The organism is Fictibacillus phosphorivorans (genome assembly GCF_007673525.1).
Classification (GTDB): domain Bacteria; phylum Bacillota; class Bacilli; order Bacillales; family Fictibacillaceae; genus Fictibacillus; species Fictibacillus phosphorivorans_C.
Genome location: NZ_VDZU01000001.1, coordinates 1,124,236 through 1,138,338 on the forward strand (window position 1 = coordinate 1,124,236; position 14,103 = coordinate 1,138,338).

Below are 14,103 nucleotides of genomic sequence, written 5' to 3' on the forward strand. Positions count from 1 at the left end.
TACCAATGAAATTATCTGCAGAGAAGTTAATGGGTGCAAAAGCTCAAAATCATACGATATCGACTGAAGAAACACAGCATAAAATCGACGACATTCTATTTAATATGTACGATCACCGTTTATGTTATTTTACGTACACCGTTGACAATGGAATCAATCAGCGTGAAGAGATTCCCTCAGATAAGCATATGGAAACAGTTGTTGCTGCCACTTCAGGCATCGGTACACAACATACTCCGTTTACAGGAACCTCTAACCTTGCTGCTAATCAGAACTATGGAAAAGAGACCTTTTTTATCCCTTGGCATCAAGTGAAAGAATTTGATGAAGATAAACTTGTGTTTTCCGGAAATGAATTACAAAGAGATGAACCAAAAGAGTGTTATTCTTATATGGCTATAAAAGATTGGACTGTCATCGATCAAGATGGTGAAAAAATCGGAAAGATAAAAGATCTGATCATTGATACAGATCGTCAGCAAGTTATTGGTTTTTCTCTTGCGGAAGGATTTTGGAAGAACTTATTCGGTCAGGATGATAAGTATATGCCTGTTTCAGGAACACCGAATTGGGAAAACCGTGAATGGAACATTGAAAGAACTCCTGATCTGCTCTTAAGAGATAACAAGGACGAACTTTAATACTAGTTAATAACAAAAAAAGTCCCCGCTAATTAATTAGCGGGGATTATTTAATGCAATATGCTTATCCGAAAATTATTTATTATATCTTCTTTAAGATACTTTTACTTTTTTGCCTGTTGTTTCCCACATACCTCGGGCAGGACTTGTTACTAAATTGTTATAAGAGAGGACGTTAAGATCTCTCTGGATGGTACGCTGCGTAGTTCCAAATTCTTCAACTAGTTCTCGTGTTGTTACAGTACCTTTCTTGCGAATAAACAAATACAGGGCTTTCACACGATTCAACATTCTGTCAGTTGAAGGACTCAAAAAACCACTCCTTGTTATTTAGATAGTTGTTAACACACTATATGATACCAGTTTAAAGTTAATGAAATATGAACGTTGTATTACATTCTTTTTAATTCTTAAGACCCACCCTTTTTTATAAAAAAAAGCGAAGAATCCGTATCGGTTCTCCGCTGCGTCAGCCATTAGATGTAGTAATAACGTTCAAAAAGATGTCTGTGCGGCTAGGCAGCAAAACCTCATAACGAACATATGATCCTTAATATAAAGATATAGAGGAAAACTGTCAGTTAACCAACACTACACCTCCTATTTGGCACCATTATACACTAAATTATTTATATGTCAATATCCCGATATTCCTGAGAAAGCGAAACCATCTAACCATTTTAATGGGAATAAGGTACAATAATAAGGTTATTAAAAAAATTATGTAAGGAGCGATGAGGTGTATATTTTACAAAAGCTGATGAATAGACTTATCGTTATAAATAAGTTTGGAATTTTTTCATTTACCTTTTTTGTCGTTATTTTTTCGTCAGTTGTTATGCATCTTTTAGAACCAAAAACATTCCCTAACTGGTTTGATGCCCTATGGTATGTTATGACTACCGTTACCACGGTCGGTTATGGCGATTATTATCCGGTATCCACAGCAGGAAGAATCTATGCGATTTTCATCTTCTTGATCGGTATCGGTATTGCTGGTCTGGCTATTGGAAAACTGGTAGAAGCATTAGGTGCTCACCGTAAACGAAAGGAGGAAGGGAGATTGACTTTTAAAGGAAGAAATCATTTCGTAATTATAGGATGGTCTGAGAAAGCAAAATATGCTGTTAGTGAAATTACAGAAACACATCCCAACTTAGAAGTCGTTCTCATTGATAATCTGTCTGTAACACCGATTACGCATCAGAATGTTCACTATATTCAAGGAGATCCATCAATAGAAGAAACGCTCGTTCAGGCAAATTTGAAGGAAGCAAAATCTGTACTAGTGTTTTCGGATGATTCGATTCATGATTCAGCACTTGCTGATGGAAAAACACTCTTGATCGTAACTTCCGTAGAACGTTTAACTCCTCACATACATAGTACGGTAGAGATAAAAAAAGAAGAGCATATTAAAAACTTTAGGCATGCTAAAGTAGATGAGTTTGTCTTAAGTCATGAAACAGTTTCACGTATGGCTGTAAGGTCTGCATTCTCTAAAGGAATTACAGAGATATACACACAACTTCTTTCTCATAAAGAAGGAGAAAATTTGTTTGAAGTTGGTAAACGAGCCGAATGGGTAACATATAAAGACGCTTTTGACAGTTTGTTGCAGCAAGGTGCTACACTAATAGCAGATGGCAACGATCTTTCGATAAACAAAAAATTAAACGATTCGATTCCTGATGATGCACGCCTCTATATCATCTGCAGCAAAGATGTATACGAGTCGATCATATAACCGTGAGTAATACGATAAGTAAAGAACAAGTTTTTTTGAAAGGATGTAAGAGAATGGATCAGATTAATTGGAAAGAACAAGTTGAAAAGAGAAAAAAACAGCTTATGGAGGATACAAAAGGTTTATTGCGTATTCCTAGTCTACTTGATGAAGAGAATGCAAAAGCAGGAGCTCCTTTTGGCCACGAGATAGAAAAAGCTTTAACTTATATGTTGGATCTTGGAAAAGACAGTGGGATGACGGTTAAGAATGTAGACGGATATGCAGGACACATAGAAATCGGAAATGGAGAAGATATCGTAGGTGTTCTCTGCCATGTTGATGTGGTCCCTCCTGGTGATGGCTGGTCTGTAGATCCTTTTGGAGCTGAAGTAAAGGACGGAAAGATCTTTGCACGAGGTGCGATCGATGATAAAGGTCCTACAATGGCAGCTTTTTATGGAATGAAGATCATTCAAGAATTAGAGCTTCCGTTATCGAAAAGGGTCCGTATGATTATTGGTTGTGATGAAGAGAGCAACTGGCAATGTGTAAGACATTATTTTACGAAAGAAGAGATGCCAGCGATCGGATTTGCTCCTGATGCAGATTTCCCTATTATCTCTGCTGAAAAAGGAATCTTTGATGTAGAGTTTCGTCTCAAAACCGATCAAGAAAGAGACAAAAACGAACTTCAATTACTTTCCTTTACTTCGGGCCAACGTTTAAATATGGTACCAGATTATGCTGAAGCTAAAATTCAAGGAAGCGGTTTAGAGGAAGTACAGCAATTATTTGAAGCATTCGGACAGAAATCTGGAGTAGAATACGCTGCTCAAATCGAAGGTGATGCTTTAACCCTAAAAGTTAAAGGGAAATCGGCACACGGAAGCACACCTGAAATGGGTAAAAATGCTGGACTTATATTAGGTGGATATTTAAACACTCTGTCGTTCACTGGAAAGGCTAAATTGTTTCTCAAGTTGTTGGACGAGCTGACGGGCGAGTATACAGGTGATAAATTAAATATCGCTGCAGAAGATGAGGCGAGCGGTAAGCTAACGGTTAATGCAGGAGTCCTGTCGTATAGCGGGACAGAAGGCGGAAAAGTAGGGTTAAACATACGCTATCCGGTTACACATGACAGCAAGAAAATCGAACATACATTATTAACCAGAGCGAAAAAAGATGATTGGTCGATGAGAATCATCGAAAACAATCCACCAAACTATGTAGAAGAGCATCACCCATTGATTAAAACGCTACAAAAAGTATACGAAGATCAAACAGGCAAAAAAGGTGAATTGATGGCTATTGGCGGAGGAACTTATGCACGGTCGTTGGAAACAGGAGTTGCTTTCGGTGCACTGTTCCCAGGAAGAGAAGATGTGGCTCACCAAAAGGATGAGCATATGTTTGTAGAAGATTTACTTCTTGCTTCTGCCATTTATGCACAAGCCATATACGAACTAGCTAAATAGCAAATAAGAGAGGGTACATCATGAATCATTCGTTCGACCAAACCTCTATCAGTCTAAAAGGCTTTTACCTATTAAGTTTTTTTGGTCTAGGGAGTTTATTTCCGTTATTAGGTGTTTATTTTAAAGACTCAGTAGGTCTCAGCGGGACAGAAATAGGAACCTTAATGTCCATCAGCCCAGTCGTAATGATTTTTGCTCAACCTCTATGGGGTATCGTTACAGATTATTCAAGACGTCCAAGGGCCGTTTTAGTATTTTCTTTACTACTAACAGCGTGCTTAGGTTTTAGCATCTATCTGTTTAAATCTTATATTTGGTTAATTGGAATACTTATCGCTTTTTCGTTCATGCAGAGTGCCTTAGTTCCTGTTTCAGACAGTATTCTTTTAAATTACGTACAAAAAGAGAACAAGCAATATGGAAATTACAGGCTTTTTGGAGCAATTGGATTTGCTATAGCCGTATTTATAGCAGGAAGGCTTGCGGACTCTATAGGTACTCAAGTGATCTTCTATATGTTTACTTCTGTTCTTCTTCTTTGTATGTTCTTTGTAATCAAGATGCCAAAAGATAATCAATCGCTCCGAACAGATCTTAGAAAGGGTATTGGACAATTAGTTAGGATGCCTTCGTATTTAGTTTTCCTTTCTTCTACTTTCTTGGTATTTGGACCTATCTTTGCTAATAATTTTTATTTTGGATTTTACATTCAAGAAACAGGCGGAACTTTAGCTGGTGTTGGACTAGCCTTCTTCATCGCAGCAGGAAGTGAAGCACCATTTATGAAGTTTGCAGGACTCACTATAAAAAGGTGGGGAATGATGCATATTATGGTTTTCGCAGCGTCTGTATCTGCTGTTCGTTGGACGTTTTATTTCTTTGAACCATCGTATCAAATCGTACTGCTGACAACAGTTGTACAAGGATTTTCAGTTGGTCTGTTCATTCCAGCAGCTATGGATTATGTTCGAACTTATACCCCCGTTGAAGTACGAGCTACAGCTGTTTCCTTATACACGGCTGTGGGGAATGGTTTAGGCTCTTGGTTTTGTACGTTCGTAGGCGGTGTGATCTTTGATAAATACACCATCTTTTACACGTATTTATTTTTTGGAGTTCTATCATTTATAGGGCTGTTCATGGTCTTGATCCTTACAAAGATGGAAGTGCAAGGTCGAATACTGATTCAACGATCTCTGTAAAATTCAAAAGTGGGTATTTGCTTTTGGCAGTCGTTGATATATATATAAAAGCATCCCGATATTGGGATGCTTTGTCTTTATTCAAACTGAAACAGATCACTCGATAGATACCGTTCTCCTGAATCACACGTTATACAAACTACGATATCGCCTTTTTTGCGCTTCTTTGCAATTTTTAAAGCCGCATAAACAGCAGCTCCTGATGATGGTCCGACCAAGATACCTTCTTCTGATGCAAGACGTCTCGTGATCGTATACGCGTCTTCATCGTTTACTTGAACAATTTCATCATAAACACTTTGATTTAAGATGGGTGGAATGAAACCAGGACTCGTTCCTACAAGCTTGTGTTTCCCAGGTTTACCTCCTGAAAGAACAGGAGACCCTTTAGGTTCTACCACATGTACAGTTAAATTCGGAAAAAACGTTTTAAGTTGTTCACCCGTGCCTGTAATTGTCCCTCCAGTACCTGCAGGTGCGATAAAAGCGGTGAAGGGTTTGTTCAACTCTTCAATGGCTTCTTTAATCTCAATCGCTGTACTTCCCCTATGTGCATCAGGGTTTGAAGGGTTCTCGAATTGCATGGGCATATAGCTGTTAGGAATTTCTTCGGCAAGCTCTCGTGCCTTCTTAATCGCTCCAGGCATCTTTTCATCACCAGGAGTTAGTACAACTTTTGCGCCATATGCCTTTAAAAGATTTATTCTTTCTTCTGTCATCGTATCAGGCATCACAATTATGGAAGAATAACCTCTAGCGGCCGCATTCATAGCGAGTCCGATCCCGGTATTCCCTGAAGTAGGTTCGATAATCGTAGAACCTTCTTTTAAGAGACCTTTTTGTTCTGCATCAATAATCATATTATAGGCAGCTCGGTCTTTCAGGCTTCGACTAGGATTGTAATACTCTAGTTTCACATATACATCGGCTCCCTCTTGATGAGGAAGGCGGTTTAACTTTACGATAGGTGTGTCGCCGATTAAATCTGCAATATTTGTAACAACTCTCATAAACTGCACTCCTTTTTCTTGCTGAATCAATTATAACAAATAAGTCACGTGTGAAAAAAGCAGATGAACGCATGTATTCTTTGATAAAATAAATGAAGGTGTGTGAGTAATATGCAAAGACATTATTTTTTGGCAGTCAAGCTTCCTGATGAGGCGAAAACAAAACTTGCCAAAATTTGCAGCCATTTAAAGAACGAACATCAATTTAAAACGTGGGTATACCCTGAAGATTTTCACATCACTTTAGCCTTTTTAGGTGTTGCTTCATCAGAGAAGATTGAAAAGCTTCATGAGTTACTAAACGAAAAAATAATGATTAAAACAGAAAACGTTTTTTCTCTTCAAATAAACCAATTTGGTTTTTTTGGAAACGAACAGCACCCAAGAATTTTCTGGGCAGGTGTTGAAGATGAACCCTTTTTATATACTCTGCAAAAACAAGTGGCTTATGTATGTGAGAAGGTAGGTTTTCAGCTTGATAAAAGATCTTATGCACCGCATATTACGCTTGCACGGAAACATATAGAGTCAGCTCATCATTTGGTGGACTCTCATAAATGGTGGAAACAGTATGGTGAAAACATTCGATTCCATGCAGATCAATTTGTTCTCTATGAAACGCATATAGAGAAACAGCCGAAATACCATGTTTTACACTCTTATTCGATATAGAGAGATGAAAGAGAGGGGATCTAATGGCGCAGCTTGTTAAATTACTTGATTATGTATCCAGATACGAAAACAATTTATATCACTATCAATCGTTATTTATGCGAATTAAAGAAAATCGATGGAAAGCAGATCAACAACAAAACGAAACAGATCATCTCAAACGCACGCATCAAGAATTTCGTGAAAAATTATTTCATCATCAGATGAACTGGGCGACATCGACTGTGAAAGAAATCTCAAACTGGGATAAAAAGTATCTACACGATGAGACACTAAAGTTACTCATTCAAGGAATTCCTGATAACTACTTTTTGTTCTATGAACCTGTCATTCGTGTGAAAAATACAGGTGTGGAACTAAATATTATCTTAGTTGGGCCAACGGAGGTCTGGCTGATTGTTTGGATGAATGGAGAAGGAATTTGGCAAGAAGCTGATAACAAACGTTTTTGGAAAAATGTTCGACATGAGGATAAAAAAACTGCCTTGAGTCCTTTTATTCGGCTCGAACGTATGCAATCTATAGTACAAGAAACTTTGGAACCTTATCAAAAACAGTTGTCTATTAAACCATGCATTGTTGCACCCCAAGCATTCATAGATTTTACGAGTGATTGGAGAAGAGTCAGCTATGTAGATAAACGCAATTTTAATGAGTGGCATGCCCTTCTGCAGCAAAACCCAGCACCCATTAAAGGTCTGCAATTAAAGTTTGTGTCTGAACTCCTAAAATTAGGTGTGACAAACTCTCTTTATAGAAAAGATCCGTTATCCAGTGAGTCTGAGTTTCACTTTGAAGGTATTTGAGAGATTTTGTCGAAATACTTTTAAAAACATAGATTGAGGACGCACTGGTATGAAAAAATTTTTCTTTATTATTAATGCAAACAACGCTAAAGCAATTCATACATTTAATCAATTAAAAAAAGTAATGGACGAGGAAGAGATAAGCTATAGAACGTTTTATACGGAGTATAGCGGTCATGCAACAGAAATCGCGAAGAAGATTACATACATAAACAAAGATGATATTAAAGCTGTTATTGCTGTAGGTGGAGACGGTACGATTCACGAGGTTTTAAACGGCATGCAAGAAAATCAAAGCATACCTTTAGGCTTTATATCTGGAGGATCTGGCAATGATATCGTCCGGGTCTTAACGAAAGATGTTAAAGGATTAAAGAAACAACTTCTTTATCTGAAACGCAACCGAATAGTTAAGACTGATTCTGGTAATATTCAACTGGTAGGACGAAGCAATAAAATCCAGTCTTTTATTAGTGCAATCGGTATTGGTTTAGATGGAGAAGTCGCAAAGAGCACAAATGAAGCAGCATACAAAAAGTACCTGCATAAGCTGAAATTAGGTTCACTTGCATATGTTTTCACATTGTTTAAGGTTCTAAAGTTCTATGTGCCTGATTCTATGGAAGTAAAAATCGATGGACAAGAATATGTGTTTAATAAGGTCTGGCTTGTAGCTGTGGGTAACATGCCCTATTATGGAGGGGGTATGAAAATTTGTCCATCAGCTAAGAGTAACGATGGAATCTTAGATGTTTGTGTTGTGCATGATCTATCACTTTTTAAACTCTTGTTGCTCTTTATTTCTGTATTTTGGGGTGGCCACGTAAACGTACAAGGAGTTTCACAGTTTAAAGGGAAAGAGATTGAGGTTATTACACGTCGATCTGTAGCGATCCATGCTGATGGTGAGTATAAAGGAACCACTCCTATTCGTATTAAAGTTCAACCAGGTACGGTTTCGGTTAAAATATAAATTCATAAATGAGTGGGGAATAAAAATGAAATGGACAGATTTTTTTAATATTGCACTTTTTGCATTCCTATGGGTGATGTTGATCGAAAAGAAGTCTGGTTTAAAAAAATGGATTCTAGATGTAACCAATGAACAGCTAATGATCGGAATTATAGTACCGATCGTCTTTTATGCGGCAATCGTTATTGCAGGAAGAATCATGAAGAACAAGTATTTAAATGCTGAGTGAAGATAAATAAACTTTTTTTAGTTATCTTCGCCAAACGTGTGAGGCTGCCTAAAGTAAACCTATCTTACTTTTAGGATGAGTCTCTTTTTTTATATAAAAAAGGAATAACCAATTCATTTTACGTTCAATATGATGTAATAGTGATAAAGAGGGGTGAGTTCAATGAAAAGTGATCACATTTCAATGTCCGCATATATGGATGATTTTTCTATGATAACGATTGTAGTTAATAAGCCCTTTTCGGTCAGCCCGTCACTTTCATTGGCAGATGATAAAAAGGTGGTTCAGCCGTTAACCATTGATAAACAAGAACATTATCATAATCAAGTAATCTATAAATGCAGAACGAGAATGCCGATCGATTTAAAAAACCGATATTGGGTCACGATTAACGAATCAAGAATCCCTTTAATGATCGGTAGCATTGTACGTACACCAAAGTTCGATAGTCTCTATTATGATGAAACAAGTCATGGAGCGATTTACACTCCTGAGAGCACAACGTTTAAAGTTTGGTCACCTGTAGCTTTCGCGATGAAACTAAAGTATAAAACCCAACAATCTAACACCTTTAATGAACAAAAAATGTCACGGACCGAAAAAGGAGTTTGGGAAATTACGTTAGAAGGAGATCACCATCTCACAGAATATCTGTTTGTTGTAAACGTAAACCATGAATGGGTAGAAACAACAGATCCGTATTCTAAGTCTGTTACTGCAAATGGTGTATATTCGGTCGTTATCCATCTTCCAGAAACAGATCCTGAAGGATGGAATCGATCAGGAAAAAGGATAAACCTTCGTTCAAAAACAGACAGTATTATTTATGAAGTTCATGTTCGGGATTTAACGATTCATTCTGATAGTGGTGTCGTAAATAAAGGCAAATATTTAGGATTAACAGAAGTAGGAACAAAAACACCCAATGGGTTTCATACAGGATTGGAATACTTGAAAAGTCTCGGGATCACTCACGTTCAATTGTTGCCCGTAGCAGACTTCGGAAGTGTTGATGAAACAATGCCTAATTCAAGGTACAACTGGGGATATGATCCGGTTCATTTTTTTTCTCCTGAAGGATCTTATGCAACGAATCCCTACGATCCCATTTGCAGGATTAAAGAATTGAAAAAATTAATACACACACTCCAACAAAATGGGCTCTCTGTTATTTTAGACGTGGTATACAACCATGTATATAAAAGAGAAGAATCACCATTTGAAAAACTCGTTCCCGGCTATTTTTTTCGTTATGATAATGGGGGAAACCCGGTTAATGGAACCGGTGTAGGAAATGATACAGCATCGGAAAGAAAAATGATGCGAAAGTTCATCCTTGATGCTTTAACGTATTGGATGAGTGAATATAAAGTAGATGGATTCCGATTTGATCTGATGGGGATTCATGATGTTGAAACGATGAACCTAGCCGCTGAGAAACTAAAATCTTTGAATCCTGGTGTCTTTTTGCTTGGAGAAGGTTGGGACTTAAATACGAATTTGGAACCAGAAAAACGAGCTACTCTTTCATCTGCTAAAAAGATGCCTTCCTATTCTTTTTTCAATGATGCGTTTAGGGACCAAGTTAAGGGAAGCATCTTTCCTGATGGTCAGAGCGGGTTTATAAATGGTAATCATGATGAACGAATCAAACATCAAATGAAGCATGTGATGAGGGGTTATGCAGGTCAGAATTCAACGTTTATCAAACCAGAGCAAAGCATTAATTATTCAGAATGTCATGATAATCATACTTTATTTGACTTATTGTCTATCCGACATCCATTTGAAGATGAATACATTCGCAGAAAAAGACAACAGCTCGCCTTAGCGTTTACAATCTTTGCGCAAGGTGTTCCATTTATCCATGCTGGGCAAGAATGTTTTCGAACGAAGAAAGGTGAAGAGAACAGCTATAACCTCCCAGACACCATAAATGCGTTTGATTGGAATCGATGTGAATCTTTTTATAAAGAAGTTGATTATTTCAAACAGCTGATTAGGATAAGGAAAACACAGCCTATCTTCCTTGAAAGCTCGACTGAGCTTTCGGAATGGATAGTCCCAGATGGCGGTCTCGGATTTAAGTTGCACCTACCAACCACCGATATAAAAAAGGATACTTCTTTTTGGAATAATGCTTTATTACTTTTTAACCAAACGACTAAACCGATATTAATCTCGTTAGAAAAAAACACATGGACGTTAGCGATTGAAAATGAAATATACTATAATCGGCTAATCGACGAAGATCTATATCAATTAGAACCATTATCTTTTTCTTTGTTATATTCTGTTTAGGATTGTAAAGAATCAAGAATCAAGTGCTTTTCTTGATTTTTTGTGTTAAAATAATGACTTCGCAGTAATTTAATTCGATACGGAAAAGCTATTATTTTTTGAACGAACAACTAATAAAAAACGGATTTCTTAACTAGACAAGAAGGTGAACATTTTGGAACAGATTTTGGGAGAAGATTGGCAGGTTTCCCCTGCTGGCGGAGCAACGGGAGAAGCATATATAGCTGAATATGGGAACCAAAAACTGTTTTTAAAGCGTAATTCCTCTCCGTTTTTAGCTGTTCTTTCTGCTGAAGGAATTGTTCCTAAACTTTTATGGACAAAAAGGTTAGGTAATGGAGATGTAATCACAGCTCAACAATGGCTAAACGGACGTGAACTGAAAGCAGCAGATATGAAAAGTGAGAATGTTGCAGAACTTCTGGCAAAAATTCACCGATCTCAAGAACTGCTCGGCATGATGAATCGCCTTGAGAAAAAAAGATTAACGCCTGTTGAACTTTTAAACGATATACAATTGCAGATGCGTAAAGAAAAAGATTATCTAGAAATCATTAATGATTCCTTTGCTTATTTAATGGAGACTGCCTCTGAAGTTACAGTTGATAATTTAGTTGTTTGTCATTGTGATGTAAATCATAACAATTGGCTGTTAAGTGAATCGGATGAATTATACTTGATCGATTGGGACGGAGCGATGATAGCTGATCCAGCTCTTGATCTTGGAATGCTTCTCTATAGCTATATTCCTTACGAAAAATGGGAAGAATGGCTTGAAATTTATGGGGAAATACTCGATGATGACTTAGAAAGAAGAATGCATTGGTATGTTTTGGCACAAACGATAAGCTCTTTTTTCTGGTATAAAGAAAAAGGACAGTCTAAAGAGACCGCCCATTTTGCAGAAAGTATTAAGAAACTTGCGGGTTCCATCTAACTCTGACATTATATAAGATCATCTGACACTATTTCCTAGGGAATAGTGTCTTAATATGGATGATGCGTTTGAATCGTGTTGATCCATGATTCTAAATGTGGGCGATGATTCGTAATATGCTCTTCTAGATGCTGGTGTGAAAAGCCGGTGTGACTATATTCATTAATGTTGGACAAGATATTCCTTACTTCTTCATGAACAGCGCCGTTCTCCAATAAATGTGCAGCAAGACGTTCTAATTGAGCACATTCGGATGGTGAACCAGCACAATCGGTGTAATGGTCTTGAAGAAGATCTCTGATGATATGCAATTGGTCGTTGTGATTTAATGGCATTTTCGCTGCACATCCTTTCATTGCATAGCTTATGGATTATGCTAAAAAAATATCCTTCGTTCAATATATGAAAGTAAACGAAATTGTATATAAAAGTGAAAAAAGTGGGGAGAAAATATGCGTCAACGATTTAAGCCTTGGGCTAAAGACAAATTAATTGAAAATCCTAAATATGTTTCAGTCGAACCAGAAAAGATGAAAGGGAAGTGGCATTCTTTTTTTGGCAACGATAACCCGATTCATATTGAAGTTGGAACAGGTAAAGGACAATTTATTAATGGGATGGGTAAACAAAATCCTTCAATAAATTATTTAGGCATGGAGCTTTATGATAGCATCATCATTACCGCGCTAGACCGTATACTTGAAGACGAAAAACCGAACGTTAAACTGATTAGAGCAGATGCTTCACATTTACTTGATTATTTTGAGCCAGGAGAAATTGAACGTGTTTATCTTAATTTTTCAGATCCATGGCCAAAATCTAAACATGCAAAAAGAAGATTAACTCATGAAAGTTTTCTTAAGAGATATGAGACGGTATTAAAAAAGCCAGGTGAAATTCATTTCAAGACTGATAATCAAGGGTTGTTTGAATATTCACTTCATAGTATGTCAACTTACGGTATGTTTTTCAATCTGGTAAGTCTTGATCTTCATAAGAGTGATATGGAAGATAACATCATGACTGAATATGAAGAGAAATTCTCTGAAAAAGGATTTAGAATCTACCGCATGGAAGCACAATTTCGTTCATAAAAACCCAAGCATATGCTTGGGTTTTTTCTTTTCATACGATCTCTGTTTCTTATGATACACTTGTATGGAGATCGGAATAGAAAGGAGAAAGAATATGGATCAGTGGAAAATCGGAAAGAAGGCTCTGACCTGGTTGGACGGCGGGGTTACACATATGGACGGCGGTGCAATGTTTGGAGTCGTGCCAAAGCCCTTGTGGGAAAGAAAATACCCTGTTAACGACAATAATCAGATCGAACTGAGAACAGAGCCTATTCTTGTTCAAGGGTATGAAGGAAAGAACATATTGATCGAGTCTGGAATCGGTTTTGGGAAATTAACAGATAAACAAAAAAGAAACTATGGCGTTACCGAAGAGTCGCTTATTGAAAAAAGTTTAGAAAAAGAAGGTTTAACAACTGCTGATATTGATATTATTCTCATGACTCATATGCACTTTGATCATGCCTCTGGATTGACGAGATGGGAAGATGATCAGTTAGTACCTGTTTTTGAAAACGCTGTTATTTACACTTCTGAAACTGAATGGAATGAGCTGAAAAATCCAAATATCAGGTCTCAGAATACATATTGGAAAGAAAATTGGGAACCTATTCAAGAACAAGTAAAGACGTTTAAAGAAGAGATAGAAGTTATGAAAGGTATTAGAATGGTTCATACAGGAGGCCATAGTGATGGGCATTCACTGATCGAGCTTACAACAGAGAATGGCGAAAAAATCTATCACATCGGTGATATCATGCCTACTCATGCACATCATAATCCATTATGGGTGCTGGCTTATGATGATTATCCTATGACTTCGATCTCTCAAAAACAAAAATGGATTAAGCCTGACACATGGTATTTCTTTTATCATGATTGTATTTATCGTGCTGTTAAGTGGGATGAGAATGGTGAAATGTTAGAAAGAGTACCACGCTCACCGAAAATGTAGAAAAACCGTCACATATTTTCCATTTTCAAGTGAATGTCGAAATCGACAGGATATGTTAAAATATGAGAGGCATGTAATGATGAACTTTATTTAT

15 protein-coding genes are annotated in these 14,103 nt (G+C 37.2%); 12 read left to right on the top strand and 3 right to left on the bottom strand.

What is annotated here, in order from left to right; all coding sequences use genetic code 11:
- The first annotated feature begins 5 nt into the window (after positions 1-5).
- Entirely contained in the window at positions 6-641 is a 636-nt protein-coding gene (locus FS458_RS05390; protein WP_144698512.1) for a PRC-barrel domain-containing protein, read from the top strand.
- A 93-nt stretch (positions 642-734) separates the two neighbouring features.
- On the opposite strand, the gene FS458_RS05395 is transcribed toward FS458_RS05390, so the two are convergent.
- Positions 735-953, bottom strand: a complete 219-nt coding sequence (locus FS458_RS05395) for a DeoR family transcriptional regulator (RefSeq protein ID WP_066243921.1) — start codon at positions 951-953, stop codon at positions 735-737.
- A 427-nt stretch (positions 954-1,380) separates the two neighbouring features.
- Between FS458_RS05395 and FS458_RS05400 the strand changes: the two genes are divergently transcribed.
- The 3 genes from FS458_RS05400 to FS458_RS05410 are packed head-to-tail and all read left to right on the top strand — an operon-like array spanning position 1,381 to position 5,050.
- Positions 1,381-2,388, top strand: coding sequence for a potassium channel family protein (locus FS458_RS05400; RefSeq protein ID WP_144698514.1), 1,008 nt, complete (start codon positions 1,381-1,383; stop codon positions 2,386-2,388).
- A gap of 53 nt (positions 2,389-2,441) precedes the next feature.
- Entirely contained in the window at positions 2,442-3,848 is a 1,407-nt protein-coding gene (pepV, locus tag FS458_RS05405; protein ID WP_144698516.1) for a dipeptidase PepV, read from the top strand.
- A gap of 20 nt (positions 3,849-3,868) precedes the next feature.
- Positions 3,869-5,050 carry an MFS transporter gene (locus tag FS458_RS05410; RefSeq protein ID WP_144698518.1) on the top strand — a complete coding sequence of 394 codons (1,182 nt, stop codon included), beginning with the start codon at positions 3,869-3,871 and terminating at the stop codon, positions 5,048-5,050.
- A 77-nt stretch (positions 5,051-5,127) separates the two neighbouring features.
- Here the strand turns inward: FS458_RS05410 and cysK are convergent, their stop codons facing one another.
- Entirely contained in the window at positions 5,128-6,060 is a 933-nt protein-coding gene (cysK, locus tag FS458_RS05415; RefSeq protein ID WP_144698520.1) for a cysteine synthase A, read from the bottom strand.
- Positions 6,061-6,171: 111 nt separating this feature from the next.
- Here cysK and thpR point away from each other — a divergent pair, with 111 nt between their 5' ends.
- From thpR to FS458_RS05445, 6 genes are all read left to right on the top strand, one after another.
- Positions 6,172-6,732: an RNA 2',3'-cyclic phosphodiesterase gene (gene thpR, locus FS458_RS05420; protein WP_144698522.1), complete on the top strand. Its 561-nt coding sequence runs from the start codon at positions 6,172-6,174 to the stop codon at positions 6,730-6,732.
- Positions 6,733-6,755: 23 nt separating this feature from the next.
- On the top strand, positions 6,756-7,538 hold the full coding sequence (locus tag FS458_RS05425; protein ID WP_144698524.1) for a hypothetical protein: 783 nt from the start codon (positions 6,756-6,758) through the stop codon (positions 7,536-7,538).
- Positions 7,539-7,587: 49 nt separating this feature from the next.
- Positions 7,588-8,511, top strand: coding sequence for a diacylglycerol/lipid kinase family protein (locus FS458_RS05430; protein ID WP_144698526.1), 924 nt, complete (start codon positions 7,588-7,590; stop codon positions 8,509-8,511).
- Between the two features lie 25 nt (positions 8,512-8,536).
- Positions 8,537-8,740 (top strand): hypothetical protein, encoded by a 204-nt coding sequence (locus FS458_RS05435; protein ID WP_144698528.1) that lies wholly within the window; start codon positions 8,537-8,539, stop codon positions 8,738-8,740.
- A gap of 162 nt (positions 8,741-8,902) precedes the next feature.
- Positions 8,903-11,041 (top strand): type I pullulanase, encoded by a 2,139-nt coding sequence (gene pulA / locus FS458_RS05440; RefSeq protein ID WP_144698530.1) that lies wholly within the window; start codon positions 8,903-8,905, stop codon positions 11,039-11,041.
- Between the two features lie 154 nt (positions 11,042-11,195).
- Entirely contained in the window at positions 11,196-11,978 is a 783-nt protein-coding gene (locus tag FS458_RS05445; RefSeq protein WP_144698532.1) for a phosphotransferase family protein, read from the top strand.
- Positions 11,979-12,028: 50 nt separating this feature from the next.
- Here FS458_RS05445 and FS458_RS05450 read toward each other — a convergent pair whose 3' ends face one another.
- On the bottom strand, positions 12,029-12,313 hold the full coding sequence (locus tag FS458_RS05450) for a YtzH-like family protein (RefSeq protein ID WP_186320458.1): 285 nt from the start codon (positions 12,311-12,313) through the stop codon (positions 12,029-12,031).
- Positions 12,314-12,430: 117 nt separating this feature from the next.
- Between FS458_RS05450 and trmB the strand changes: the two genes are divergently transcribed.
- The gene (gene trmB / locus FS458_RS05455; protein ID WP_144698537.1) at positions 12,431-13,072 is read left to right on the top strand and encodes a tRNA (guanosine(46)-N7)-methyltransferase TrmB; all 642 of its coding nucleotides are present in this window, start codon (positions 12,431-12,433) and stop codon (positions 13,070-13,072) included.
- A gap of 94 nt (positions 13,073-13,166) precedes the next feature.
- The gene (locus FS458_RS05460; RefSeq protein WP_144698539.1) at positions 13,167-14,009 is read left to right on the top strand and encodes a YtnP family quorum-quenching lactonase; all 843 of its coding nucleotides are present in this window, start codon (positions 13,167-13,169) and stop codon (positions 14,007-14,009) included.
- Positions 14,010-14,103 lie beyond the last annotated feature (94 nt).

Bases quoted from the DNA above. Each gene is read 5' to 3' on its own strand.
- FS458_RS05390 (WP_144698512.1), top strand. From the start codon at position 6: ATGAAATTATCTGCAGAGAAGTTAATGGGTGCAAAAGCTCAAAATCAT.
- pepV (WP_144698516.1), top strand. From the start codon at position 2,442: ATGGATCAGATTAATTGGAAAGAACAAGTTGAAAAGAGAAAAAAACAG.
- FS458_RS05410 (WP_144698518.1), top strand. From the start codon at position 3,869: ATGAATCATTCGTTCGACCAAACCTCTATCAGTCTAAAAGGCTTTTAC.
- cysK (WP_144698520.1), bottom strand. From the start codon at position 6,060: ATGAGAGTTGTTACAAATATTGCAGATTTAATCGGCGACACACCTATC.
- thpR (WP_144698522.1), top strand. From the start codon at position 6,172: ATGCAAAGACATTATTTTTTGGCAGTCAAGCTTCCTGATGAGGCGAAA.
- FS458_RS05425 (WP_144698524.1), top strand. From the start codon at position 6,756: ATGGCGCAGCTTGTTAAATTACTTGATTATGTATCCAGATACGAAAAC.
- FS458_RS05430 (WP_144698526.1), top strand. From the start codon at position 7,588: ATGAAAAAATTTTTCTTTATTATTAATGCAAACAACGCTAAAGCAATT.
- FS458_RS05435 (WP_144698528.1), top strand. From the start codon at position 8,537: ATGAAATGGACAGATTTTTTTAATATTGCACTTTTTGCATTCCTATGG.
- pulA (WP_144698530.1), top strand. From the start codon at position 8,903: ATGAAAAGTGATCACATTTCAATGTCCGCATATATGGATGATTTTTCT.
- FS458_RS05450 (WP_186320458.1), bottom strand. From the start codon at position 12,313: ATGCCATTAAATCACAACGACCAATTGCATATCATCAGAGATCTTCTT.
- trmB (WP_144698537.1), top strand. From the start codon at position 12,431: ATGCGTCAACGATTTAAGCCTTGGGCTAAAGACAAATTAATTGAAAAT.
- FS458_RS05460 (WP_144698539.1), top strand. From the start codon at position 13,167: ATGGATCAGTGGAAAATCGGAAAGAAGGCTCTGACCTGGTTGGACGGC.